Origin of the sequence: Streptomyces sp. NPDC006368, from assembly GCF_040612535.1 — a bacterium.
GTDB lineage: Bacteria > Actinomycetota > Actinomycetes > Streptomycetales > Streptomycetaceae > Streptomyces.
This window is the reverse complement of the sequence record NZ_JBEXQK010000004.1, coordinates 52,163-75,592: the sequence shown is the minus strand read 5'-3', so window position 1 is coordinate 75,592 and position 23,430 is coordinate 52,163. Positions and strand designations below refer to the sequence as shown.

Sequence of the window (23,430 nt, the reverse complement as noted above, 5' to 3'; positions counted from 1 at the left end):
TCAGAGCCGCGAGACCCGCTCCTTCAGGGTGGCCAGCGACTCCTTCGGGGTGAGCGCGCAGGCGCCGAGCCGGTCCAGCATGTTGCGGTACTGCTCGACGATCATCGGCTTCTGGGTGAACGTACTGTCCGTCAGGTGCTCGATGTACACCGCGTCCTTGAGGTCGTCCAGCGCGAACCGGAGAAGCGTCAGGCCGGTGCCGACGCCGACGGACGCCGTCACATCCAGCGGGGCGATCTGGAGCGTCACCCGGGGGCGCTCCATCATGGCGATCAGATGCTCCAACTGCGCCCGCATCACCTCACGTCCGCCGACGGTACGCATGAGCACGGACTCGTCGATCACCGCCCACAGGCGCGGCGCGTCCGGCTGGTCGATCTGCCGCTGCCGCTCCTGCCGCAGTTCGACACGGCGCCGCACCTCGTGGTCGAGCAGGGGCCCGGGTCCGGACCGCACCACCGCCCGGGCGTAGTCGGGCGTCTGCAACAGGCCCGGCACGTAGAAGGGTTCATACGTGCGGATGGTCGCCGCCGCCCCTTCGAGCGCCACCAGAGGGGCGAAGAAGTCGGAGAGGACGTCGCTGAAGGAACGCCACCAGTCCGGTCGGCGTGACTGCTCCAGCAGGCGCAGGAATTCCGCTGTCCGTGCCGGGTCCTCCACCCCGTACAGGTCGAGCAGGGCCCGGGCGTCGGCCGGCTTGCAGCCGTGGCGGCCCAGCTCGATACGGCTGGTCTTCGAACGGGAGAACCCCAGCTTGGTGTCGACGTCCACCGGCTCCAGCCCGGCGCGCGTGCGCAGTTCGCGCAGCTTCCCGCCCAGGATCACCTTCAAGGCGGTGGGGTTGCTCTCGACCGCCCCCAGCGGCCGGACGAACAAGGACGGGCTCGGTTCGGCTGCGACCATCACGCGCTCCTGCGGACTATGGGGACATGACAGTAGCGACCCACCGCGGGGGCGGGCCAGGGATCGTCCCGCGCAGCGGCGGCTTTCAGCCGATAACCGAGTCGAAGTCGCCGTCACGGGCCCCCGCCACGAACGCCGCGACCTCCTCGCGCGTATAGACCAGAGCCGGCCCCTCCGGGTCACGGCTGTTGCGCACCGCCACCTGTCCATCCGGCAGGACCGCCATCTCCACGCAGTTTCCCGTGGCGTTGCTGTGACTGCTCTTGATCCACATCGCCGACGTCAGTGCGCTGGATCGGATGCCGTTGAACAACTCCATCCTCACTTCCCCCTCCTGGATCGCTCGCGTGTTCCCATCGAATCGGACAGTGCAATCCCACATGCAATTGCACACGCCGACCGAACTCGACGATACTCGTCCCGCACCGGCTGCCGCAGCGTCGAACCCCTAAGTCAGCAGGGAGACTTGACCGTGACGATTCACCTGCCGGACTCGTCGAGCACGTATGTCCGGCGACCGGGCCCCGGCCGGACCGCCGAGTTGCACGAGGCGCCGTCGCCCATGCCTCCCGGGGGCCTGGGTGACCTTCCTCCCGGCGGATTCGCGGCGTGCGGCCTCGACGGCCACCTCCGGAACGTCGGCCAGGCACGCCGGTTCGTCGCCCACACGCTCGACCGGTGGGCCCTGCCGACCATGGCCGCGGACGCCCAGCTGATCGTCAGCGAACTCGTCACCAACGCGGTTTGCCACGCGGTGCGGCACCCCGCGCGGCCGGAAACGGCCGACGCGGGCGGTACCGGAGGCACAGGGGACGCGGGCGATGCGGGTGACTACCCCGTGTGGCTGGGCCTGTTCCGGGACGCGACCCACCTCACCTGCGCTGTCTCCGACCCGAGCTCCGCCCCGCCGCGCCGGCCCGACGCCGACACCGAGGCGCCGGGCGGCAGGGGACTCCTGCTGATCAGCGGACTGAGCGACACGTGGTCGTGGGGGCCGACGCCGCCACGAGGCAAGACCGTCTGGGCCTCCATGGCCCTCCCCTCCTTCGCGCAGAGAAGGGGAGGCGCCCCCGGGGGAGTGCCCGCCCCTCGCCCCGGTCACGGCCTCGCCGGATGACGGGCCGACCTCAGGGCTCGGTCTCGGGTGCCGATGCGGGCGACGAGGAGCGCGATGTCGTCGTCCGCGGAGCCCGGCACCAGGTGGGTGATCAGTCTGTCGTGTCGCACAGGCACGTGAGGTCCCCGCCCGGCCGAGCAGTGGGCGAGCTCGGCGGGACGTTCGGCGATGTCCGTTCCGCGGGCCTCGACGAGATCGTCGGTGTAGAGGACGACGCTGACCGCAGGCTGTGCCGTCCCGGAGGGACCGGCCGGGACAATCCAGTTCCAGCGGGCCGCCACCCGGTGCCAGGCGATGACGGTGCCCCTCACGCCCCGCCCGGTGGCCGCGGTCTCCCACAGCCATCGGCCGAGGCTGCGGGCCGCCCCCGGGCGGAGTGGCGTGACGATGTGCCGCCCGCGGACCTCCCGGGGCGCGCAACCCGGCAGCTCCCGCGCCGAAGGCTTCCGGCGCACCACCGTGCCGTCGGCGCTCACGTCCACCGGAGCCACCGGCGGATCCCCGAACCATCCACCGGCGTCCCGCGCGGCACCGCCGTCCGCGGTCCGGTGCTCGAACGGCGCACCTTCGTCGCTCATCACCGGCATCCGTACGGCCGGGGAGCGCACCGTCCTCGGCATGGGCACGCACCCCGCCGGAGCGCGCGGCACGCCCCACGGCGCCGGGGGCGCGCGGATGTGGCCAGGAAAGGCTGATTGCTCTGTACTGCCGGGGGAGCCGACCCCGGGCGCCGTGGCGCAAGGGGGCGCGGCCGGGCGTACCGGGCCGGGCGGCCGACGGCCCGGCCCGGTACGCCGTCGCGTCCGTCAGTTGTAGCTGACGTCCGATTCCTTGTAGCGGCAGTAGGTGCCGTCGGGGCCGCTGCCCAGCTCCTTGGGCTCCTTGCCCGTGTTGTTGCCCTGGAAGCGGGTGCAGATCTTGATCTTCTTCTTGGCGTCGCCGTGGATGCGCACCTTGGTGAGCGTGGCCGTGTCACCGTAGTTCTGGTTGATGCCGACGACCGACGTGCCGGGTGCGGTGATGTCCACGTCGTTGACGACGATGGTGCGCTTGTACTGCTTGCCGCAGTTTCCGCAGGTCCGGACGAGCTTGCCGAAGTCGCTCACCTGGAAGCCGGTCACGGTCAGCTTGCCGGCGCCGTTGAACTGGAAGACCTTGTCCGATGCCTTCCGGGCCCCGCCGCCGGTCACGGTGTACGTCGCCGATGACGACGTGCCCTTGAAGGTGGCGGCGTCCTCGCCGACGTCCTCCCACCACACGTTCTCGATCGTGCAACTGCCGGAGCAGTGGATGCCGTCGGCGGCCGGCGAGCCCAGGATGACGTTCTTCAGGACGGCCCCGTCCTTGAGCTTGAACATCGGGTCCTGACCCTCGTCCTGACCGTCACCGCCCAGCTCACCGCTGCCGAAGAAGCGCTGCAGCTTGCCGTCGTAGGTGCCCGAGACCTCGATCGTCTTCGGCACCGGCTTGTCCGGGCCCTTGGCCGTGGGCCAGGACGACGCGGCACCGGCCGGGGCGAGCAAGCCGCCGCCGACGATCGCGGCCGCCGTCACGCCGACAGCGGCCACACCGCCGAACACCGCACGTCGGCCCGTCAGGCCGCGACCGTGCCTGCCACGCCGCTTTTGACTCGTACTCAACTCACGCTTTCCTTTCGAGGGGGGTGGGTCTTGCACGGTTCAGTCGCCGCCCGCGCGAGGAAGGTTGCCGCCGTGGCCATCCTTTTTTGATCCCGTCGGCCGACCGGTCGCCTCCCCGGCGGACCGAGCGGCCCCGCCCGAGCGGAGCGGTCCGTCCACCGCCCGTATCCGGACAGATTCGGCCCGGCCCGCCGGAGCAGCGTCACGCCGTTCGTCGTATCGGCTCCCCCGTACGGGGGAGAGTCACGGGGAACGCCCCCACACCCGACATCGGGGTGCCAGGCTGCCTCCCGGCCGAAGATCACGGGGTGATCGATGCGCGAACCGACTGGAGGACCCATGGGAGACCGGAACAGCCGTGTGGCGGGGCGCCGCGTCACGGCGGTGCTGGCGATGGGAGGCGGCCTCATGCTGGGCCAGGCCTTCCCGGCCCACGCCACGTCCGACGGCCTGGGACTCTCCGCGAGAAGCGCGGCCGCCGACCGGCTTGCCGAGCCCGTGTCGGCCGCCGTGGACACCGCGGGGGAGCTTCCGGCCCTCGACGCGCAGGCCCACCCCTCGGCCGGCGGGCGGTAGGGCGAGCGCTGGATCCCCGTACGTCCCGTCGAACGGGCGGACCGGCCTCACGCCCTGGTGCGAGCGAGAGGCGCCGCTCCGTCCCACGGCCTGCCCGGCGGTGACGAGACACACGGGGTGGTCGTTCTCCGTGCATGATCAGCAACCAGGCGCGCGCTGCTCACCCTCGCCCACACGGGAGTCGCTGTGACGGTTCCCTGGGATCGCACAGGCGGAGTAACTCGACCAGGAGCTGATCGACAGGGTGCATCTGTCGGTCAACCCCAATGACATCGTGGAGGGGCTGCGCGTGGGCGACGGCCACGAGGCATCCTGACGGCCCGCCGACGGCGGATGGCGGGCTCCACGGCGACGACGGCTCCCGGCCCGCGCTCGGCCGGGCTTGCGCGCCCCGGGGTCGGCCTGGGCCGGTGTTCCTGACTGGTCCGGATGACCCCATCCGCTCCCCGGGGCGGCGCCCTGACCGGGGCGCCGCACCGGGCAGGGCTGACAACGCGTCAGCGCGCGGCGAGGACGGCGTCGGCCATCGCCCGCTCACCGGCCGCGTTGGGGTGGAACGGCGCGGCGGCGTTGGTGCTGAGGGGCTCCATCCAGCGCGTGCCGACCGGCTTGCAGATGTCGTGGCCGACGGACTTGGAGTAGGTGTCGACATACCGGGCACCGTGCGCCGCGGCCTGGGCGGCGATCATGGAGTTCAGGCGCTTGTGCGTGTCCCTCAGCCAGGGCGCGTCCCCCTTGGCTATCGAGACGACCGAGGGGCAGTTGGTGCCGTCGTCGGGAAGTATCGCGGGGTACCCGGTGACCAGGATCTGGGCGTGCGGGGCGCGCCGGCGGATGCCGTCGAGGGTGGCGGCGACCTTGGGTGCCGTGGCGCTGATGGTGGCGGCGAGCCGGTCGGTGCCGCTCCAGGAGGTGTAGCTGCTCTTGCAGGGGGAGCCGGCGGGGTTGAACAGACCGAGGCTCACGCAGCGCACGATGATGCCGGCGAAGCCGATGTCATTGCCACCGATGGTGAGGGTGACCAGGTCTGTGTCGGCGTTCAGCGCGTCGAACTGCGGTGGCGCGGAGGAGTTCTGGGCCGTCGTCATGTGCACGGTGGTCGCTCCGCCGCAGGTGACGTCCTTGTGGGCGCCGGGAGCCAGCGCGGCGTTGACCAAGGCGGGGTAGTTGCGACTGGAGCGGGTGCACGCGGAGTCGACCTGCTCCGGAACACCGGCACCCGAGGCGTAGGAATCACCCAAGGCGACATAGCGGTTGACCGGGGTGTCCGCGGCCATGGCAGGGCTCGCGCCGAGGCCCGCGAGGGTGGCCAGGGCGGCTGTGGCGGCCGCGAGGACGGTGTGCGTACGGCGGCTCGATGACACTGATCGCATGACGGTGCCTCTCTCGGCTAAGAGAAGGAGGGACGTCTTCTGCCACTGGGGAAGGGCGGCCGGAAGGACGTACATGACCGGCGGCAAGGCGGCCGTGACCGCTCTGCCGTCGATGGTGCGAGGACACTGCGCGCAGTTACTGATCAGTTGTACTGGCACGTAATATGTGGGCCGAAATGACGGATCGTCAAGATGCCCGCACCTGAATTGTTCAACCGCGATCAACTCTCCCGACCCGTGGGCCCGTGCCGGACGCGCCGCTCGAAGGCCCCGGGGGAGGCGTCCGCCGCGTCCTGGCCGCCCACCCGTCCCTGGCATCCGACGGCGCGGCGCCACGTGGGCAGCGGTGCGCCAAGAACGCCGGCGACCTTTCCGGCTTCGGCGGTGAGGCTTGTCGCCCCCTACCTCCCAGTTCGGGGCGCCCCCACGTTCGCCGCAGACGGGAACCGGCCCCGGCGCCGCGCCCGCCGGCAAGGACCGCCCGCACCTGACGGCCGCCCAGGCCGCCGACCGGGAGCCCACGGACTGGCTCGGCGACTGGAACCCCACCGCCACCTGACGTAATCGGCCCGGCCTGGGCGCCGTGCGCACCACCGCGCGGTTTGTCCGCCCCGCCACGTGGAAGCACTCGTGGACTCGCGCGAGCCGTGGGTCGTCCCGTTCGTGGTCCAGCTGACCGGTGAGCACGTCCTGCAAATCCGTGAGGCCATCGGCCGCCGGCTTCCCGGGCTCGCTGTTCCGGGCTCGGCCCCGCGCCAGCCCTACGGGCCTCCTGGAGGCCTTCCGCGCATCCGCGCCGGAACAGGCATGCGCACGGTGGCCCCGCCACACACCGCCTCCGTTGGCGAATGCGGGAAGTTCGGACGCCTGAGCCGCGCCTGCCCGGACATGCCCAACGCCGGAGGGGAGGGCGCGGTTCGGGGGGTGGTGAGGTCCGGGAGCGATGAGTGACGTGGATATTCACGGGTGCTTCGAGCGCGCGCTGCCTAGTGTCTGCCGCATGACTCTCGCTTATGACGTGACCGGGGACGGTCCCGCGCTGGTGCTTCTGCATGCCGGGGTGTGTGACCGGAGGGTGTGGGATCCGCAGTGGCCGGTCCTGGCAGATGCCGGATACCGGGTGGTGCGGTGCGACTTCCGTGGCTTCGGCGGGAGCCCCTTGCCCGACCGCCGCCACAATGACGCGGAGGACGTACTGGACCTGCTCGACGCCCTCGGTATCGAGCGAGCGGCGCTGGTCGCCTCCTCGTACGGCGGACGTGTCGCCGTGGAGATCGCCGCTCGCCGACCGGACCGGATCGCCGCCATGGCGTTGCTGTGCGCCGGTCTGCCGGGGCATGAACCCACCGCCGTCCTGCGGGCGTTCGGCGAACGTGAGGACGCGCTCCTCGAAGCGGGCGATGTCGCGGGCGCCGTGGAACTGAACGTGGACACCTGGTTGGGGCCGGACGCGGAGGAAGCGGTCCGCGAGAAAGCGCGCGAGATGCAACGGCATGCGTTTGAGGTGCAACTGGCCGCCCCGGAGGGGGCCGGGCGGATCGAGGTCGAGGTCGACCTGTCCGAAATCAAGGCACGCTGCCTCGCGGTCTCGGGCGGCCGTGACCTGCCGGACTTCCGGCACATCGCGGCCCGGCTTCCGGGTCTGCTCACCGACGCCCGCCACGTGGAGCTGCCCTGGGCGGGCCACCTCCCCGCTCTGGAACGCCCGGCCGAGGTGACCGACCTGCTGACCGGGTTCCTGCACGAAGCGTTCCCGGCTGGCTGAGCGTGGCGGACCCCGGCTCAGTTACCTGATGGAATCGGCACGCCCTTGGGAGAGAAAGGCCGCGACGGTCTGTGCGAAGCGGACGGGGTCGTCAAGCCATGGGAAGTGGCCGGCGCCCGGCTGGACGGTAACTTCGGCGTGGGGGAACAACGTTGCGGTGTCAGTGGCGGTCCGGGGCCGCGGGTTGCTGTCCAATTCACCGGCGAGTACCAACACCGGCGCCTCGAAGCCGGCAAGAGCGGCGCGGGTAGCGGCTGGGTCGAAGGCACCGGAGGACGCGTGGATGTCGGCTGCGGGTTCGTTGGTCTGCTCGACCTCTCGGGCGGCACGTTCTTCGGCGGCGGCGTCCCAACGGCCGTGGAAGAAGGGGGCGGCAGCGTCGAAGTCGGTGTCGGTAGGCGATCCGAACCAGACGGCTTCATAGGCACCGTGGGCTGCCGCGAACCATGACTCGGCCGTGCGCAGCGCGGCTGCCTCCCGCCGGTGCTGGAACCGGTCGGGACCCTCACCGCAACGAACCGTCACGCGATCGACCGGACACGTCCCAGCAGCGCGCCCGGCCGGACATGTGACTCGTCGCGCCGCTCCCGCTGTTGCGGGCTTGCGCGCGGAGGTCGTACGCGCGGAGGTCTGTATGGTCGTCAGGTGCCCGGCGGGCGTTCCAGATGGGGGCGGCCGTGTCTCTCGTGTGCCCTGCTGCCGGCACCGGGACGGACGTGTTCCGTCATGCGTGGCATCGTCCGCGTACCCGGGCCGTATGTCGCCCGACTCGCCCTCCCCGGTCCTTGGCCGAGCAACCCGCCGTCCGGCGCGCGTCGGGGCGTTCCTATGCTGCGGGGATGCGAGCAGGGACAGCGAACAGGGACGGAAACAGAGGAGGGCGGCGGACGCGCGCCACTCCGCTGTCGCGGATGGGCGGGTTCGGGGTGGACCCGCGGGTGTCGTTTCGGCGGGCCTCGGGGATGGCGGCGTACGGCTGGGCCGTAGCCGGGGGAACGGCCGGGGTCATGCACGTGGTGCAGCGGGACTGGCTCGCGTTCGCGGTCGGCTTCCCGGCGGCGATGGGGTTCGCGTTCGGCCTCCTGCTGCTGCACCGGGCGGCCTGGTCGGCCGTGCTGGCGGTGGTGTTGGGGGTGTGCGTGGTGTTCGGCGCGATCGGGCAGATCGGGGTCGGCGGGCTGATCGTGGGCATGGCCGGGTGGACAGTCCTGGCCGCGGTGGCCGGTTGGCGGGGCCATGTCCGGCGCCGCCGCGGCATCACCCCGTGGTGGGACCGGTTCAGCTGACCGGGGACGCGCCGCTCCCGCGCCGTGGCCGTCGCCGGCGGGGACCTCGCCCCGCCTGTCGGGCCTCCCCGGGTGGAGGCGCGGCGAGAGCGCGTCCAGGACGACGGTGACGGCCGCCCCGGTGTTCACCGGGCGGCCGTTCGGCGGGGCAGGCGTCAGTGGCTGGACAGTTCGCCGGTGAGGCTGCCGTGGAGGCGGGCGCTGGGCTCGTTCAGGCCGACGATCTCCACGCTCTTGCCGCGCTGCGCGTACTTGCTCTCGATGGCGTCCAGGGCAGCGACCGACGAGGCGTCCCAGACGTGTGCCGCCGACAGATCGATGACGACGTGGTTCGGGTCGCGGGAGTAGTCGAACCGCCCCACCAAGTCGTTGGACGAGGCGAAGAACAGCTCGCCGGTCACCCGGTAGACCACGGTGGTGCCATCGGGGTCCCCGGCCGCGGTGACCTCGGCGAAGTGGGCCACGCGCTTCGCGAAGACGACCATGGCCGTGACCGAGCCGACGACGACGCCGATCGCCAGGTTGTGGGTGGCCACCACGACCGCGACGGTGATCACCATGACCGCGATCTCCCCGGCGGGCATTCGCTTGAGCGTCTTAGGGGCGATGGAATGCCAGTCGAACGTCGCGCACGACACCATGACCATGACGGCGACGAGCGCGCCCATGGGGATGTCCGAGACGACCGGCCCGAAGACGACGCACAGCACCATCAGGAACGCGCCGGCAAGGAAGGTGGACAGGCGGGTGCGGGCGCCGGACACCTTCACGTTGATCATCGTCTGTCCGATCATGGCGCAACCGCCCATGCCGCCGAAGAAGCCCGTGACGATGTTGGCGATGCCCTGACCGATCGACTCCCTGGTCTTGTCGGAGTGGCTGTCGGTGATGTCGTCGACGAGCTTGGCCGTCATGAGGGACTCCATCAGACCCACCAGCGCCATCGCGAACGCGTACGGGGCGATGGTCGCCAAGGTCTCCGTGGTGAACGGGACGGCGGGCAGGCCCGGCGTCGGCAGTGAGGACGGCAGCGCCCCCTTGTCACCCACCGTCGGCACCGCGATCCCGGCGGCGACGGTGATGACGGTGAGGATGACGATGGACACCAGCGGCGCCGGGATGACGGTGGTGATCCTCGGGAAGAGGACCATCAGGGCCAGTCCCGCCGCGATCAGCGGATAGACCGCCCACGGCACGTTCCGCATCTCCGGCACCTGCGCCATGAAGATCAGGATGGCGAGCGAGTTGACGAACCCGACCATGACCGACCGGGGGATGAACCGCATCAGCTTCGCCACGCCCAGAGCACCGAGCACCACCTGGAAGACGCCCGCGAGGATCACCGCGGCGACCAGGTAGCCCAGGCCGTGCTCGCGGTTCAGCGGCGCGATCACCAGCGCGACCGCCCCCGTCGCGGCCGAGATCATCGCCCGGCGCCCGCCCACGACCGCGATGGTCACGGCCATGGTGAACGAGGCGAACAGGCCGATCGCCGGGTCGACACCGGCGATGATCGAGAACGAGATCGCCTCGGGGATCAGCGCGAGGGCGACCACCAGGCCGGCCAGCACCTCGGTCCGCCACACCTTCGGATCGCTCAGCCAGTCCGGACGCAGGCCGCGCAACCGAGCGGCGGGAGAGACAACGGAAGAAGACAAGGAAGCAGGCACCTGTCGTAATCGGGCGCACCCGTGGGGGCGGGCCGGGGCGTGCGGGAGGGGGTGTCCCCGCCGGCGTACCGGGCGGGGAGGGAAGCGGTGATCCGTGCGGGCTCTCAGCAGGACGGCCGGAGGCGGGGCCGGCGTCAGGTCCGAGGCATCACGGCGGGCCGACGGCGGCGCCGGGCACCACAGGCATGCACACGCTGCTCTCCACCTGGCCTCGGGACATCCCGGCCATCCGGAAACTTCGCCGGGGAGCATCCTCGGCCCCGACAGGACACGACGAAGCCGACACGGGGCCGACCTACGCACCAAAACCCTACCCTAACGTTAGGGTAGGGATCGGCGGTGGCCCCGGGTCGCCTGCCCATTGACAAGGCTGCGATGAGCGAGGGAGACGGCCGTGGACGGCACACACATGCAGATCGGTGAAGTCGCCGCGCGGACCGAGCTGTCCCTGCGCACGATCCGGCACTACGAGGACACCGGCCTCGTCACCCCCTCGGCCCGCTCACAAGGCGGCTTCCGCCTCTACACCGAGCGGGACGTGGAGCGACTGATGGTCATCCGCCGCATGAAGCCCCTCGGATTCGCCCTGGAGCAGATGCGCGACCTGCTGGACGTCACCGAACGTCTCGACGCCGAGGACCTCACCGAGGGCGAGCGGGAGAGACTTCAGGCACGCGTACGGGAGTACGAACTCTTCGCCGCCCAGAAGATCGACGATCTGCGGGCCGAGCTGGCCCGCGCCGAGGAGTTCGCCGCATCCCTGCGCAAGCGCGCGGCACAACCCGTACCCGCCGCCTGGGCCTGACCGGCCGCGTGGACCGGGCCGGTGACCGACCCGCGTCAGAAGAGGGTGGGCGCATCGGCGTCCGTGGCGGCAGGCCCCTCCCCGTCTGCCGCGTAGGGCAATTCCTGCTGGTACGCCATGGCGTCCACGGCCGGGACCCGGCGCATACTGCCCTCGCACAGAACCAGGGCGCGGGCAGCGCGCTTGTGGTCATGGACGGACACCATGCCGAGCGTGTTGGTGGGCACGCCCGCATACACACCACCGCACACGGGGCACTGAATTCTGGGACGCTTCGCCATGGCGCCCATTGTCGTACAGGGCACTGACAACCCGGCAGGAGAAGCAGAAGCCGGATCGCGCGGCCGGTGGCCTGACTTCGGTCCGCCCGTTGCCGTGGCGCGCTTCCTCAGGCGCGGTGCCTGCAAGCGCCCTGCCGGGCCCATGGCTGGTAGTCGGCACCGACACGCCGGTCGAGGAGATGCCCGCCCTCGATGCAGACGAACACCGCCAACCCCGCTGCTGATTCCGGCCAGTCGGCGCAGGGCCGCGCCGATCGCGCGCGTACGGATTCGGCCGGCGCTCCGCCCGGAGGTTGCGCGAGGACGAGACCCGGCAGGGCACGTGTAGGGGCGAGAGTGCGGCGTGGTGGACGAGGACGCCGATGGACGCGGTGCCGAGGCAGCCACCGGACTCGCAGGACCGCCGGTCCCAGGGGGCGGCCGGCGGCGGGCGGCCACGCGTTTCGGTGGCCGGACACGCGCGAGCCCCAGCAGCCGAGGATGGCGGCCGCCGGGGCATCGAGCGGAACAATCAGGCGCGTCGTCGAGCCCACAGAGGGGTGACGAAGGCGATGAGGACGGCGGCGATGCCGATCTGGAAAACGTGGCGGATCCAGTCGATGCCGCCCGTGTCCCGTACACCGAAGGCGGTGGCGAGTGCGTTGCCGGCGACCGCGCCGACAATACCGAGGAGGACCGTCAGCCACAGGGGGATGGGCTGGCGTCCGGGCAGGACGAGCTTGGCCAGCAGACCGATGATGAGTCCCGCGATGATGGCCCACAGAAACGACACGGCCACTCCTTCCGTCTGTAATCCCGACCTTCGGGCACTTGTCGCGTGCCCCGGGGTTCACGCCCTATGCATTGCGCATCTGGCGAAAACCGTGTGGTCTCCCTGCGCGGAAGCGGGTCGGTCGTCGGCGGCCCGTCCGAGGCGGAACCACGTTCCTCCCTCGCGCTTGGCGGCACGTGAGGCGACGCCGCTCACAGGCCGGCCCCGGCGGGCGGTGTGGGGTGTGAGGGTGGGGGTGGAGGGGTGTACTCGGTGAAGCCATGGCCTCGGAGGTCGGTTCGCTCCAAGGGGCACCGGGAGGGGACGTCTACCCGACACCGCCCTCTTCCGCGGCTGCTCCGCCGTAGCGGGTGTTGGACTCCGCCTCCTGGGCGAGGCGCCGAAGGGCCAGCAGCGCGGGTTCCAGAAGGAACGTCAGGAGCACCGCGCGCTCGGCCTTCTCGAGCGGGTCGGCCGACTCCTGGAGCTGGTCGAGATCCAGGGCGGCGGTCTTCTCCGCGAGCCGGGCGTACGGGAGGAGGGACCGCCAGTCGTAGTCCATTCCGAGGGACCGCAACGTCTCCAGCGTCTGGTTGATGACCTGCCGGGCCGGGTTGTAGCCGGTCACCGGCCAGCCCATCGTCGCGAGCAACTCACCGGCTTCGGAGTGGTCCGGGTCGGGCACGGACACCTCGTGCCCGGCACCGGAAGGCCAGACGCCGAACACGACGCCCAGCAGGGTGTGCGTGTCACCCTCGACTTCCGACACGGCTTCCAGGACGTCCTTGGCGGCACTGACCGAAAGGCCGCGGACCCCGATCAGAGCGCGGATCAGCCTGAGCCGCCGTACGTGCGCTTCGCCGTACTCGGCCTGGGTCGCGGCCGTGGCACGGCCGGGTGGCAGCAGACCCTCGCGCAGGTAGTACTTGATCGTGGCGGTGGGGACGCCACTGCGGCGGCTCAGTTCCGAGATTTTCAACGTGTTTCCCGCTTTCGCCGCCCGCTGGACAGCGCTACTGTCCAATTTGGATAGTGTTACTCACCAACTTGGAGGCGAGATTACCGTGCCCACTCTTCCCTGGGCGACGCTGAACCCGGCCCGGCCCCACACGAGCGCCTTGGTCATGGCATCCCGGTTCGAAGTGCGCTCCCTGGAGGACGTACCGCGCTTCTTCCTCAAGTCCCTGTCCGCCTGGCTTCAGGTGCGGAAGGCGCCCGGGGCTCTCGGAGCGTCCCTCGAAGCGCAGTTGACCAAGGGTGTCTTCTTCACCTTGTCGGCCTGGGAGAACTGCGAGGCGCTCCACACGTACGCGAGCACCGAGCCCCACAACGGCATCATGGCGGGCCTGCGGCCCACGATGCGGGCTTCGACCTTCACCTTCTGGGAGGTGCCGGTCGAACAGTTGCCGATCTCGTGGAAGGATGCGAAGAGGCGCATCGACGACAAGGCCCGCAGCGACGCGGACAAGCATGGCACCGCCGCCGGTTGAACGACCGTCCAGACCGTCCACCCGCAGCTCGGGTCCGGGGGTGCCGGCCCCGGCCGGAATCGTTGACCATGCCGACGCCGGCGGGTGCGGCACGTGATCGTGTGGTAGGTCGTGGAGGGCTGACGGGCGGGGCGGGGCGGGGGAGCGGACGGCCGCTCGTTGCCGGGTGTTGGCGGGCGGAGTCGTCCCTGGCGGGTTCGCCGGCGGGTGCCGGCCGGCGGGGTGTCATGGAGGTTGTGGGCGGCGGCTTCGTGGCGTGAAGTGCCAGGCCCGGAATGACCTGTCAGCACGCCCCGGCGCGAGGGGGAAGGGTGCCGGGTGAGGCGGAAGAACCCGGGGGGAGGCGTGACGGTGCGCTGTGTCCCGGTGACATGTGCTTGTTCTCCTTACGGCTCGGAGAGCGGATGGGCACAAAGCTTTAACCAGTGGGAGCGCTCCCACTATGGGGAAGCGGGCTCCCGGGGGTCAAGGGGTTGAACAGTCGAAGAAATTCGACGGGGAAACGAGGTGATGGCCCTCTGTTCCTTTTCGGCTCTTGGCGCTACGGTCGGCTGCACCAGTGGGAGCGGTTCCATGTCGGTCGGCGCGTCGTCAGGACGCGCCCGGGCTGCAAGGAGTCGCTCATGCGACACCCCCCGCACTTTCGATTACTCGCCGCGCTCGCCGCGGACGGTCCTCACGGCGCCGAGCACAACGGCGCCTCGGCCGGCTGTTCCGCCCGTCCGCGCCGACTGCCGGCAACCGAGGCCGGACGCCCGGTACACCCCGGCTCCCCGGACCTCGGTAGCGCACACCGGAACGGTCGGCGCCGTTGCGGCACCCGGCCCGGCACCGCTGCGCGCGACATCGCGCGACATCGCCGGAACGCCGGACCTCCTGGACGCGGTACGGGCGACGAGCACCCGCAACCTCGTCCTCACCCCCGGGACCGCGTACTCCGGCGACCCGAGCCGGTGGCTCGCGTACGCGCCGTCCGATCCGGTCGGCGACCCGGCCGCGGTCCGGCCCCTCCCTAAGTGCGACAGCCGCTCGGACGAGGCGTGCTGGGCTCAAGCCTCGCGCCGCCCGCCGCCCGCGTACCGCTGGTGGCGGTGAAATCGGCGAGAACGGCTACGGCCACGGCTTCATCCCCCCCGCGTCATGACGTGGTGCGACGCCAGACCTGTCGGCATATCGGCCGGTCGGCACATCGGCCCGTCGTACCTCGGCCGGACCCGGAACACCTGGGACTGCTCCTCGGGCCCGGCCCTGATCACCACCTGCGACAGCACCCCCAACGCACCCTGCACCGGGCCGCGCGACCGCTCGCGCGCCCTTCACCGAGAGGACCCCATCCCCCATGAGCCGCACCACAGCACCGCCCCGCCGCCGCACCGCCCTGTTGGCCGCCTGCACCCTGATGGCGGCGGCCGGCGCGAGCGCCACCGCGATGAGCACCACGGCCGGTGCCGCCGCACCCGGCTGTACCGTCGACTACAAGGTCACCAACCAGTGGAGCGCCGGTTTCGGCGCCAACGTCACCGTCACCAACACCGGTGACCCGCTGAGCTCCTGGACCCTGGAGTGGACCTACGCCGGCAACCAGCGGATCACGCAGGGCTGGAACGCCGCCCTCACCCAGTCGGGCACGGCCGTCACCGCCAAGAACGTCTCGTACAACGGCACTCTGGCGACCGGAGCCTCCGCGTCCTTCGGCTTCAACGCCTCGTACAGCGGAACCAACGCCGTCCCCGCCACCTTCAAGCTGAACGGCGTCACCTGCAACACCCCGGGCGGGCCGACGGATCCGACCGACCCGACCGACCCCACGGACCCTCCGTCCGGGCGGGCCGACAACCCGTACGCCGGTGCCAAGGTCTACGTGAACCCGGAATGGTCCGCGAAGGCCGCCGCCGAGCCCGGCGGCACCCGGATCTCCAACCAGCCGACCGGCGTCTGGCTGGACCGCACCGCCGCCATCGCGGGGGTCAATGGCGGCATGGGCCTGCGTGCCCACCTCGACGAGGCCCTGCGCCAGAAGGGCACCGGCGAACTCGTCATCCAGCTGGTGATCTACAACCTGCCGGGCCGGGACTGCGCCGCGCTCGCCTCCAACGGTGAACTGGGCCCGACCGAGATCGACAAGTACAAGACGCAGTACATCGACCCGATCGCCGCGATACTCGCCGATCCCAAGTACGCGGGCCTGCGCATCGTCACGACGGTCGAGATCGACTCCCTGCCCAACCTCGTCACCAACACCACGCCGCGGCCGACCGCGACGCCCAACTGCGATGTGATGAAGGCGAACGGCAACTACGTCAAGGGCGTCGGATACGCACTGAACAAGCTGGGGTCGGTCGCCAACGTCTACAACTACGTGGACGCGGGCCACCACGGCTGGCTCGGCTGGGACGACAACTTCGGCCCGTCCGCCGACATCTTCAAGCAGGCGGCGACCGCCGAGGGCTCCACGCTGTCCAAGGTGCACGGCTTCATCGTCAACACCGCCAACTACAGCGCGCTCAAGGAGGAAAACTTCAAGATCGACGACACCGTGGGCGGGGTGTCCGTACGCCAGTCGAAGTGGGTCGACTGGAACCGGTACACCGACGAGCTGTCGTACGCCCAGGCCATGCGCGCCAAGCTGGTCTCGCTCGGCTTCGACCAGAACCTCGGCATGCTGATCGACACCTCCCGCAACGGCTGGGGCGGCACGGCCCGCCCGACCGGTCCCGGCGCGCTGACCAACGTCGACACATACGTCAACGGAGGTCGTTACGACCGGCGCATCCACCTCGGCAACTGGTGCAACCAGTCCGGCGCCGGCCTCGGTGAACGGCCGAAGGCGGCTCCGGCCGCGGGCATCGACGCCTACGTCTGGATGAAGCCCCCGGGCGAGTCGGACGGCGCGAGCACCGAGATCCCGAACAACGAGGGCAAGGGATTCGACCGCATGTGCGACCCGACGTACACGGGCAACGCCCGTAACGGCAACAGCATGTCCGGCGCCCTCCCGAACGCCCCGCTGTCGGGCCACTGGTTCTCGGCCCAGTTCCAGGAGCTCATGAAGAACGCGTACCCGGCGCTCTGACCTCCGGGCCCCGGCACCGGGGCTCCGCGCCGGAACACCACGGTCTCCCCTTGGCCGTGATCGACTGCCCCGCCCCCGGCGTCATCGCCGGGGGCGGGGTCCGTTGTGGGGGTGGCGGAGCACCGCATGTGTCAACGAGGCCGGCCGGTATATCCGCCGGGCCTGGAACTCTGCGGAGAGGGCTTAGATTTTTCGTCCATCAGTAGATATTCTGTCCAGTGAGTCGGCAAGTCGCCGACGCGGAAGGAGAGCCCGCCGTGGAGCGCCAGGACCCCCGAGGGACGAGCCCGTACCTCGTCGACGCACGCTCCGGCCGTACCTACGACCTGGATCCCCTGCGCTGGCGCGGCGAGGACGGCGCACCCCTGACGGTGTCGCCGCTGCCCGGCCTCACCCCCTCCGGCGTGGACACCGGGACCCGCTCGCTGTGGCGGTACCGGGCGGCGCTGCCCGCCGTCTGCGGAGAACGGCCCGTCAGTCTCGGCGAGGGCCGCACCCCGCTGATCGAGAGGGCGTGGGACGGCGGGCAGGTCCTGTTCAAGCTGGAGTGGTTCAGCCCCACCGGCAGCTTCAAGGACCGGGGCAGCAGTGTCATGATCTCCGCGCTGGCCGCCGGCGGGGTGCGCGAGGCCATCGAGGACAGCTCGGGCAACGGCGGGTCGTCCGTCGCCGCCTACGGCGCCGCGGCCGGAATCGGCGTCACCATCCTCGTACCCGAGGGAACGTCACCCGCGAAGGTCCTGCAGACCCGGGCGTACGGCGCGGCCGTCGAGACGGTGCCGGGCAGCCGTGACGAGACCGCCGCAGAGGCCCTGCGCCGGTCGGCCGGCACGTGCTACGCGGGGCACAACTGGCACCCGTTCTTCCTGCAGGGCACCAAAACCCTCGCCTACGAGCTCTGGGAGGACCTCGGCTTCCAGGCCCCCGACGCCGTGGTCACGGTCGCGGGGGCGGGCAGCATCGTCCTCGGGTGCGATCTCGGCTTCTCGGAGCTGCTCACCGCCGGGCAGATTCCCCGACTGCCCCGTCTGCTGGTCGCGCAGCCCGCCGCCTGCGCCCCGCTGCACGCGGCGTTCCAGGGCACGCCGACCCCTGCCTTCGGACCGACGATCGCCGAGGGCACGGCCATCCGGGAGCCGGTGCGGAAGCCCGAGGTGGTCGACGCGATCCGCCGCTCGGGCGGCGACACCGTCGCGGTGCCCGAGGAGGCCATCATGGCGGCCGCCCGGCGTCTCGCGGCATCGGGCCTGTACGCGGAGCCCACCAGCGCGACCGCCGCGGCCGCGGTGGCGCTGTTCCGTGAGCGGGGGGCGATCCGGGACGGCGAGACGACGGTGGTCGTACTGACCGGCTCGGGACTCAAGGCCCCCGCCGCGACGGACCGCCTGTTTTCCGGCACCGGCACCGGGGCCGGGGCCGGGGCCGGAGCCGGCGCGGGGGCCGGGGCTGCGGCCGGGGATGGTGCCGCGTGACGGCCGGGCCGGGCGGCTCCGGATACGGGCCCGAGCGCGCCTCCTCCCTCCCCGCCGCGCCGATGAGCGAGGACGACCTGCTGCTGCGTGAGGCGGAGAAGATCGTCACCGCGCTGGGCGCCATGTTCCCCGGGCTGTGCGAGGTGGTGTTGCACGACCTGCGGGACCCGCGCCACGCGGTGCGCGCCATTGAGAACAACCTCTCCGGCCGCCGGGTCGGCGACGGGGCCACCGAGCTCGGACTCGCCCGCATCAAGGACCCGGACTACCCCGGCATCCTGCAGAATTACCCCAACAGCTTCCCCGACGGCCGGCCCGCCAAGAGCACGTCGATCGGGCTCAAGAACAGCCGGGGCGAGTACGTGGCGGCCATCTGCCTCAACCTCGACGTCTCCCTCCTCGGCACCGCGGCCCGCAGCCTTGCCAACCTCGTACGCACCGACTCCCGCGACGAACCGGTGGAGGAGACACTCCGCGCGCAGACGGTCGGCGAACTGCGCGCGGTCGTCGAGGAGTTCGCCGCTGCCCGGGGGAGTACGCCACGCGGACTGGACCCGGCCGCCCGACGGGAACTGGTCCGTTCCCTCAAGGACCGCGGTTTCCTGCGGGTGAAGCACTCCGTCCAGGCCCTCACCGAACTCCTCGGCATCTCCCGCGCCACCGTCTACAACTACCTGCGCTGACGACCGGTTGACCGGGTGCGTGCCTCTCGCTGAGGCCTCGGGCTGTGCGGTCTCGGTCTCCGTCTCGGTCTCGGTCCCCGTCTCGGTCTTGGTCCCCGTCTGGGTCTCCGTCCCACCGGCGGCCGCCGGTGCCGAGCCGGTGGATCATCCTGATGATCCGGGCCGTCGGCGACAGCCCGCGCCCGCCGCCGACCGCTGACTGCCGGCCCCCGGCGGTGGGCCACGCGGACGCGGGTGGAAAACCATGGGGGCGGCCACGCATCCGACCGGCAGAATGCACCCATGAACGACCCGATGGACGGCGTCCCCGGCGCCCCCACCACGGCCCGGACGACGGACCGGATCACCATGCCCATCACCACGCCCATCACCGCAGGCCTCCTGCGCGGCGCCCTTGATCTGGAGCGCACCGAGCATGGGGTGCTGCCGCACCGGCTGCCCGCCAAGGCCCGTGCGCAGTGCGCCGACGGGCAGCTGGCCATGGCGGAGGCCCAACCCTCCGGCGTACGGCTGGTCTTCCGTACCCGGGCCACCGCCGTCGAGCTGGACGCACTCCGTACCAGGAACGCCTACCAGGGCGCCCCGCCCCGCCCCGATGGCGTGTACGACCTGCTCGTCGACGGCCGGCCGGCCGCGCAGGCCAGTGTGACCGGCGGCAACGTCCTGATGATGGACATGAGCACCGGGTCCACGGAAACCCGGCCGGGACCGGTCGGCACCGTCCGTTTCTCCGGCCTCCCCGACCGCTTCAAGGACGTCGAGATCTGGCTGCCGTACAACGAGATAACCGAGCTGGTCGCCCTGCGCACCGACGCCCCTGTCGAGCCCCTACCGGACGGGGGCCGCAAGCAGTGGGTGCACCACGGCAGTTCGATCAGCCACGGCTCCGACGCCGCGAGCCCCAGCACCACCTGGCCCGCCCTGGCCGCATCCCTCGGCGGCGTCGACCTGACCAACCTGGGTCTGGGCGGCAGCGCCCTGCTCGACCCGTTCACCGCCAGAACCCTGCGCGACGTCCCCGCGGACCTGATCAGCGTCAAGATCGGCATCAACCTCGTCAACACCGACCTGATGCGCCTGCGCGCCTTCGGTCCCGCGGTGCACGGCTTCCTCGACACCATCCGCGAGGGCCACCCCACCACTCCGCTTCTGGTCGTCTCGCCTCTCCTGTGCCCCATCCACGAGGACACCCCCGGCCCCAGCGCTCCGGACTTCAGCAGCCTCAGCGCGGGAAGGCTCCGGTTCAGAGCTGCGGGCGACCCCGCGGAACGGGCCGGCGGAAAGCTGACCCTCAACATCATCCGGGACGAGCTGGCCCGCATCGTCAAGCAGCGGGCCGTCGACGACCCGAACCTGCACCACCTCGACGGCCGGGACCTCTACGGCGAGGCGGACTTCGCCGAACTGCCGCTGCCCGACCAGCTCCACCCGGACGCCGCCGCACACCGCCGCATCGGCGAACGTTTCGCCACCCTGGCCTTCGGCCCCGGCGGCCCGTTCGCAACCGCGCCCACGTGAGTCCGGGACGCCGCCCCGCCACCTGAGCCCCTGCGCGGGACCTGTCGCCGGGAGGGGTGGCTATCGGCGGCGTCGCGCGCCCAGACTCACCCGCGGCTTGCGCCCAGACTCACGCGCGGCTTGCGCCCACGCTCACGCGCGTCTTCTCGTCATCCGACGAGCCGACCGACCCCTGTTGGCCCGTGCCCCGTCACTTCTTGTGGTTGTTCTTCGGAGGCTTGGCCTTCATCGGCGGCACGTCCGTCTTCTTGCGCCCCGGGCCGCCTCCTACCGCGTTGCCCTGCGAACTGCCGTGCTCCCCCCGGGAGGCGGCGGGAGCGGGGGCGGGGGCGGGGCCGGGAGCCGCACGCTCGCCGACCGCCGGACTGGTCTTTCCGGTCGCCTCCTCGGGGGTCGGCTCCTCGGCGGCGGCGGTGGGGGACCTCCTCAGCGGATCAGGGTGGGAAGCCGGTACGGCAGGGGAGGAGGACGACGGACCCGGATGACCCGCCGGGGCCGACGGCGGTTCCGTCGCGGTCTGGCGCGGTGGCCGGGAGGCCGCGTCCTCCGCCTCGGCAGGCCGGCCATCGATGGAGCCGGTCAGCGTGGTTCCGAACACGGCCAGGGCCGCCCCCGCCGTCAGCAGGGCGCGGCCGGCACGGAAGGAAGCGAGCGCCGGGAAGGGCGGCTTCGGGGCCGCGTGCCCATCACTCCGTGTCGCCGCGACCACCGGACCGGCGACGCCACCCGTGCGGGCACTGGACACTTCCGACCGGAGCGTGTCGCCGGCCGGGTCCCGGTCGTCTCCCCGGCGGCCGACCTCGAAGGAGGACGGCGCGGGGTGCCCGCCCGGCACGACGGACAGTGCCCGCAAGCAGGCGTGGGCGTCCGGCCGGTTGTTCTCGTCCGGATCCGTCATGGCCTCCAGCAGCTCGACGAGATCGCCCGGGAGGTCCGACGGGATGACCGGCGGCCGGTGCAACCGCGCGATGGCGGCTTCCAGAGGCGCGCCGCCCCCGTACTCCAGTTCGCCCTTCAGCGCCTCGAGGAGCACCAGGCCGAGGCTGTAGATGTCCGCGGCCGGTCCCGCTCCTTTGCCCAGTACCTGCTCAGGCGCCATATAGGCGGCCGTCCCCACCAGCGTGCCGGTGGCGGTGTGGGTGGTCGTGTCGAGCAGCCGGGAGATGCCGAAGTCGGTCAGGTGCGGGGCGCCCGTCTCGTCCAGGAGGATGTTCGACGGCTTGACGTCGCGGTGCACGACACCGGCCGCGTGGACGTGTGCCAGTGCCGAGGCCAGCGCGGAACCGATCCGGCAGACCTCGACGGGCGTCATCGGGGCCACGGCGATGCGCCGGCGCAGCGTCGTCCCCTTGATGAGCTGCATCACCAGATAGGGCCGTCCGTCCTCCTGGCCGGAGTCGTACACGGTGACCAGCCCGGGGTGCTGCAACTGGGCCAGCAAGCGGCCCTCGTCAGTGAAGCGCTCCTCCGCCTGTGCCTCGCCCTCCGGGCGGAAGACCTTCACCGCCACCGGTCGCCGCAGACGCAGGTCGAGCCCCTCGTACACGTCAGCCGCGCCGCCCCGCCCGAGCAGGTCGTCGAGCCGGTAGCGGCCGGCGACCACATGGGCCGTGAGCCGGAGATCCGGTCGGATGGACCACGGGCGGACCTTCATCTGTGCTCCCTGCGCTCTGCCGTCACCTTCCGCTGTCCGCCCGCCCACGTGCGTGCGTGCCGGGCCGATGCCCGGCCGCATCGCCGCCGGGCATCGGCCCGGCGCCGAACGGCAGGCCGCAGCCCGCCCGTGTGCGAGCACGGACTACGCGTGCCCCCTCAGCGCTCGTGCATCCGCGGAGACACCGGAAAATCCGGATGAGGGCCGGCACCGGACCGGCCGCGGCACGCCCCCGGCATGACGCCGACGCAACCAGTGGGACCGGTGAGGCGTCCTTCCGGTGTGACATCCATGCACCACGCGCTGCGGCAACTGCTTCTGTTCGGGTGGCAGCAGGCGCGCTGCTGCGCGTTCGCGGTGGCGCTCGTGGCGGGCGTGGCCGCGTCCGGCCTGCTGCCTCAGCTGCCGGTGGCACGCTATGACCTGCTCCTTCTCTACGGTGTCCTGCTGACGGTTCTGGCCCTCCGTCTGGGCTGGGACACCGCACGGGACACGGCGGTGATCGCCGCCTGCCACCTCATCGGGTTGCTGTTCGAGCTGGTCAAGGTACGGCTCGGCTCGTGGAGCTACCCCGAGGACGCCGTCACCAAAATCGGGGGAGTGCCGCTGTACGGCGGTTTCCTCTACTCCGCCGTCGGCAGCTACGTATGCCGTGCCTGGCGGCTGATGTCGATCGACCTGATCGGCTACCGGCCGCGGGCGATGCTGCCGCTGGCAGCAGCCGTGTACGTCAATTTCTTCACGCACCACTGGCTGCCCGACGCCCGTTGGGTCCTCGCCGCCCTCATGCTGCCGGCCACCGCGGGCACGTGGGTCGAGTACGCGGTGGGGCAGCGGCGATACCGGATGCCGCTCGCGCTCGGCTTCACCCTGGTCGGGTTCTTCCTGTGGGTGGCCGAGAACGCCGCGACCTATGTGGGGGCGTGGAGCTACCCGGACCAACTGGACGGCTGGCAGCCGGTCTCGCTCATGAAGGTCGGCGCGTGGTCCCTGCTGATCAGCGTCACGTTCGTCATGGTGGCGGGGCGCCGACGAGTCACCACCACTTTGGTGAGCAGACCCTTTCCGCAGGTCCGTAGCGACCGGTGAGGCAGTCCCCCTCGCGACATCCCCGGCTGACACCCGGATCTCGTGGACGGCCCCGCACGGGTGCTGTGCGGTCCGAGTCCTCCGGCCGTCACGCGAGTCTCCGACGCACTTCGGCGGCCGGCCTCATCGGCGTCGTCGAGCGCGGCGGAGAGGGTCTCCGGCCTCGTGCCGAGGGCGGAGAACATCAGGGTGATGCGTGCCCCGCGCCCGGCTGCCTCCCAGGCACGCACCGACGGCGCCGCTGATGCCGGTGAGCCCGATTTCGCGATTTCAGCCAAGCGATC

At 71.3% G+C, this 23,430-nt stretch carries 23 protein-coding genes; 12 read left to right on the top strand and 11 right to left on the bottom strand.

Annotated elements, in window-relative coordinates; translation table 11 throughout:
- A complete protein-coding gene (locus ABZZ38_RS05415; RefSeq protein WP_356735994.1) occupies nt 1–903 on the bottom strand; it encodes a helix-turn-helix transcriptional regulator in 903 nt (300 codons plus the stop codon).
- Between the two features lie 85 nt (nt 904–988).
- Nucleotides 989–1,222 (bottom strand): DUF397 domain-containing protein, encoded by a 234-nt coding sequence (locus tag ABZZ38_RS05410; protein WP_356735992.1) that lies wholly within the window; start codon nt 1,220–1,222, stop codon nt 989–991.
- Between the two features lie 153 nt (nt 1,223–1,375).
- Here ABZZ38_RS05410 and ABZZ38_RS05405 point away from each other — a divergent pair, with 153 nt between their 5' ends.
- Entirely contained in the window at nt 1,376–2,020 is a 645-nt protein-coding gene (locus ABZZ38_RS05405; RefSeq protein ID WP_356735990.1) for an ATP-binding protein, read from the top strand.
- Here the strand turns inward: ABZZ38_RS05405 and ABZZ38_RS05400 are convergent.
- Both ABZZ38_RS05400 and ABZZ38_RS05395 read right to left on the bottom strand, forming a co-directional pair.
- The gene (locus tag ABZZ38_RS05400; protein WP_356735988.1) at nt 2,002–2,640 is read right to left on the bottom strand and encodes a hypothetical protein; all 639 of its coding nucleotides are present in this window, start codon (nt 2,638–2,640) and stop codon (nt 2,002–2,004) included. The genes ABZZ38_RS05405 and ABZZ38_RS05400 overlap by 19 nt on opposite strands.
- Before the next feature lie 186 nt (nt 2,641–2,826).
- The gene (locus ABZZ38_RS05395) at nt 2,827–3,660 is read right to left on the bottom strand and encodes a pectate lyase (protein WP_356735987.1); all 834 of its coding nucleotides are present in this window, start codon (nt 3,658–3,660) and stop codon (nt 2,827–2,829) included.
- Between the two features lie 339 nt (nt 3,661–3,999).
- Between ABZZ38_RS05395 and ABZZ38_RS05390 the strand changes: the two genes are divergently transcribed.
- Complete coding sequence (locus ABZZ38_RS05390; protein ID WP_356735985.1) at nt 4,000–4,236, top strand: hypothetical protein; 237 nt, start codon at nt 4,000–4,002, stop codon at nt 4,234–4,236.
- A 497-nt stretch (nt 4,237–4,733) separates the two neighbouring features.
- Here the strand turns inward: ABZZ38_RS05390 and ABZZ38_RS05385 are convergent, their stop codons facing one another.
- Nucleotides 4,734–5,609, bottom strand: coding sequence for an SGNH/GDSL hydrolase family protein (locus tag ABZZ38_RS05385; protein WP_356735983.1), 876 nt, complete (start codon nt 5,607–5,609; stop codon nt 4,734–4,736).
- Nucleotides 5,610–6,000: 391 nt separating this feature from the next.
- On the opposite strand from ABZZ38_RS05385, the gene ABZZ38_RS05380 reads away from it, so the two are divergent.
- Nucleotides 6,001–6,168: a hypothetical protein gene (locus tag ABZZ38_RS05380; protein WP_356735981.1), complete on the top strand. Its 168-nt coding sequence runs from the start codon at nt 6,001–6,003 to the stop codon at nt 6,166–6,168.
- Nucleotides 6,169–6,609: 441 nt separating this feature from the next.
- Nucleotides 6,610–7,374, top strand: a complete 765-nt coding sequence (locus ABZZ38_RS05375; protein ID WP_356735979.1) for an alpha/beta hydrolase — start codon at nt 6,610–6,612, stop codon at nt 7,372–7,374.
- 21 nt (nt 7,375–7,395) lie between these two features.
- Here the strand turns inward: ABZZ38_RS05375 and ABZZ38_RS05370 are convergent, their stop codons facing one another.
- Nucleotides 7,396–7,899 (bottom strand): alpha/beta hydrolase, encoded by a 504-nt coding sequence (locus ABZZ38_RS05370; RefSeq protein WP_356735977.1) that lies wholly within the window; start codon nt 7,897–7,899, stop codon nt 7,396–7,398.
- A 482-nt stretch (nt 7,900–8,381) separates the two neighbouring features.
- Between ABZZ38_RS05370 and ABZZ38_RS05365 the strand changes: the two genes are divergently transcribed.
- On the top strand, nt 8,382–8,660 hold the full coding sequence (locus ABZZ38_RS05365; RefSeq protein ID WP_356735975.1) for a hypothetical protein: 279 nt from the start codon (nt 8,382–8,384) through the stop codon (nt 8,658–8,660).
- A gap of 155 nt (nt 8,661–8,815) precedes the next feature.
- Here the strand turns inward: ABZZ38_RS05365 and ABZZ38_RS05360 are convergent, their stop codons facing one another.
- Nucleotides 8,816–10,318 carry a SulP family inorganic anion transporter gene (locus ABZZ38_RS05360; RefSeq protein WP_356735974.1) on the bottom strand — a complete coding sequence of 501 codons (1,503 nt, stop codon included), beginning with the start codon at nt 10,316–10,318 and terminating at the stop codon, nt 8,816–8,818.
- 406 nt (nt 10,319–10,724) lie between these two features.
- Here ABZZ38_RS05360 and ABZZ38_RS05355 point away from each other — a divergent pair, with 406 nt between their 5' ends.
- Nucleotides 10,725–11,135, top strand: coding sequence for a MerR family transcriptional regulator (locus ABZZ38_RS05355; protein ID WP_356735972.1), 411 nt, complete (start codon nt 10,725–10,727; stop codon nt 11,133–11,135).
- A 35-nt stretch (nt 11,136–11,170) separates the two neighbouring features.
- Here ABZZ38_RS05355 and ABZZ38_RS05350 read toward each other — a convergent pair whose 3' ends face one another.
- The 3 genes from ABZZ38_RS05350 to ABZZ38_RS05340 all read right to left on the bottom strand — a co-directional run bounded on the left by ABZZ38_RS05350 (nt 11,171) and on the right by ABZZ38_RS05340 (nt 13,146).
- On the bottom strand, nt 11,171–11,362 hold the full coding sequence (locus tag ABZZ38_RS05350) for a hypothetical protein (RefSeq protein ID WP_356735970.1): 192 nt from the start codon (nt 11,360–11,362) through the stop codon (nt 11,171–11,173).
- A 565-nt stretch (nt 11,363–11,927) separates the two neighbouring features.
- The gene (locus ABZZ38_RS05345; RefSeq protein ID WP_356735968.1) at nt 11,928–12,188 is read right to left on the bottom strand and encodes a GlsB/YeaQ/YmgE family stress response membrane protein; all 261 of its coding nucleotides are present in this window, start codon (nt 12,186–12,188) and stop codon (nt 11,928–11,930) included.
- A 307-nt stretch (nt 12,189–12,495) separates the two neighbouring features.
- On the bottom strand, nt 12,496–13,146 hold the full coding sequence (locus ABZZ38_RS05340; protein ID WP_356735966.1) for a MerR family transcriptional regulator: 651 nt from the start codon (nt 13,144–13,146) through the stop codon (nt 12,496–12,498).
- Between the two features lie 85 nt (nt 13,147–13,231).
- Between ABZZ38_RS05340 and ABZZ38_RS05335 the strand changes: the two genes are divergently transcribed.
- From ABZZ38_RS05335 to ABZZ38_RS05315, 5 genes are all read left to right on the top strand, one after another.
- Nucleotides 13,232–13,657, top strand: a complete 426-nt coding sequence (locus ABZZ38_RS05335) for a DUF3291 domain-containing protein (protein ID WP_356735964.1) — start codon at nt 13,232–13,234, stop codon at nt 13,655–13,657.
- Nucleotides 13,658–14,996: 1,339 nt separating this feature from the next.
- On the top strand, nt 14,997–16,730 hold the full coding sequence (locus ABZZ38_RS05330; RefSeq protein WP_356735962.1) for a glycoside hydrolase family 6 protein: 1,734 nt from the start codon (nt 14,997–14,999) through the stop codon (nt 16,728–16,730).
- Nucleotides 16,731–16,987: 257 nt separating this feature from the next.
- On the top strand, nt 16,988–18,202 hold the full coding sequence (locus tag ABZZ38_RS05325; protein ID WP_356735960.1) for a pyridoxal-phosphate dependent enzyme: 1,215 nt from the start codon (nt 16,988–16,990) through the stop codon (nt 18,200–18,202).
- Between the two features lie 62 nt (nt 18,203–18,264).
- The gene (locus ABZZ38_RS05320; protein WP_356736244.1) at nt 18,265–18,885 is read left to right on the top strand and encodes a PAS domain-containing protein; all 621 of its coding nucleotides are present in this window, start codon (nt 18,265–18,267) and stop codon (nt 18,883–18,885) included.
- Nucleotides 18,886–19,233: 348 nt separating this feature from the next.
- Nucleotides 19,234–20,403, top strand: coding sequence for a GDSL-type esterase/lipase family protein (locus ABZZ38_RS05315; RefSeq protein ID WP_356736242.1), 1,170 nt, complete (start codon nt 19,234–19,236; stop codon nt 20,401–20,403).
- Nucleotides 20,404–20,593: 190 nt separating this feature from the next.
- On the opposite strand, the gene ABZZ38_RS05310 is transcribed toward ABZZ38_RS05315, so the two are convergent.
- Complete coding sequence (locus ABZZ38_RS05310) at nt 20,594–22,057, bottom strand: serine/threonine-protein kinase (RefSeq protein WP_356735958.1); 1,464 nt, start codon at nt 22,055–22,057, stop codon at nt 20,594–20,596.
- 291 nt (nt 22,058–22,348) lie between these two features.
- Between ABZZ38_RS05310 and ABZZ38_RS05305 the strand changes: the two genes are divergently transcribed.
- The gene (locus ABZZ38_RS05305; RefSeq protein ID WP_356736240.1) at nt 22,349–23,146 is read left to right on the top strand and encodes a DUF817 domain-containing protein; all 798 of its coding nucleotides are present in this window, start codon (nt 22,349–22,351) and stop codon (nt 23,144–23,146) included.
- Nucleotides 23,147–23,430 lie beyond the last annotated feature (284 nt).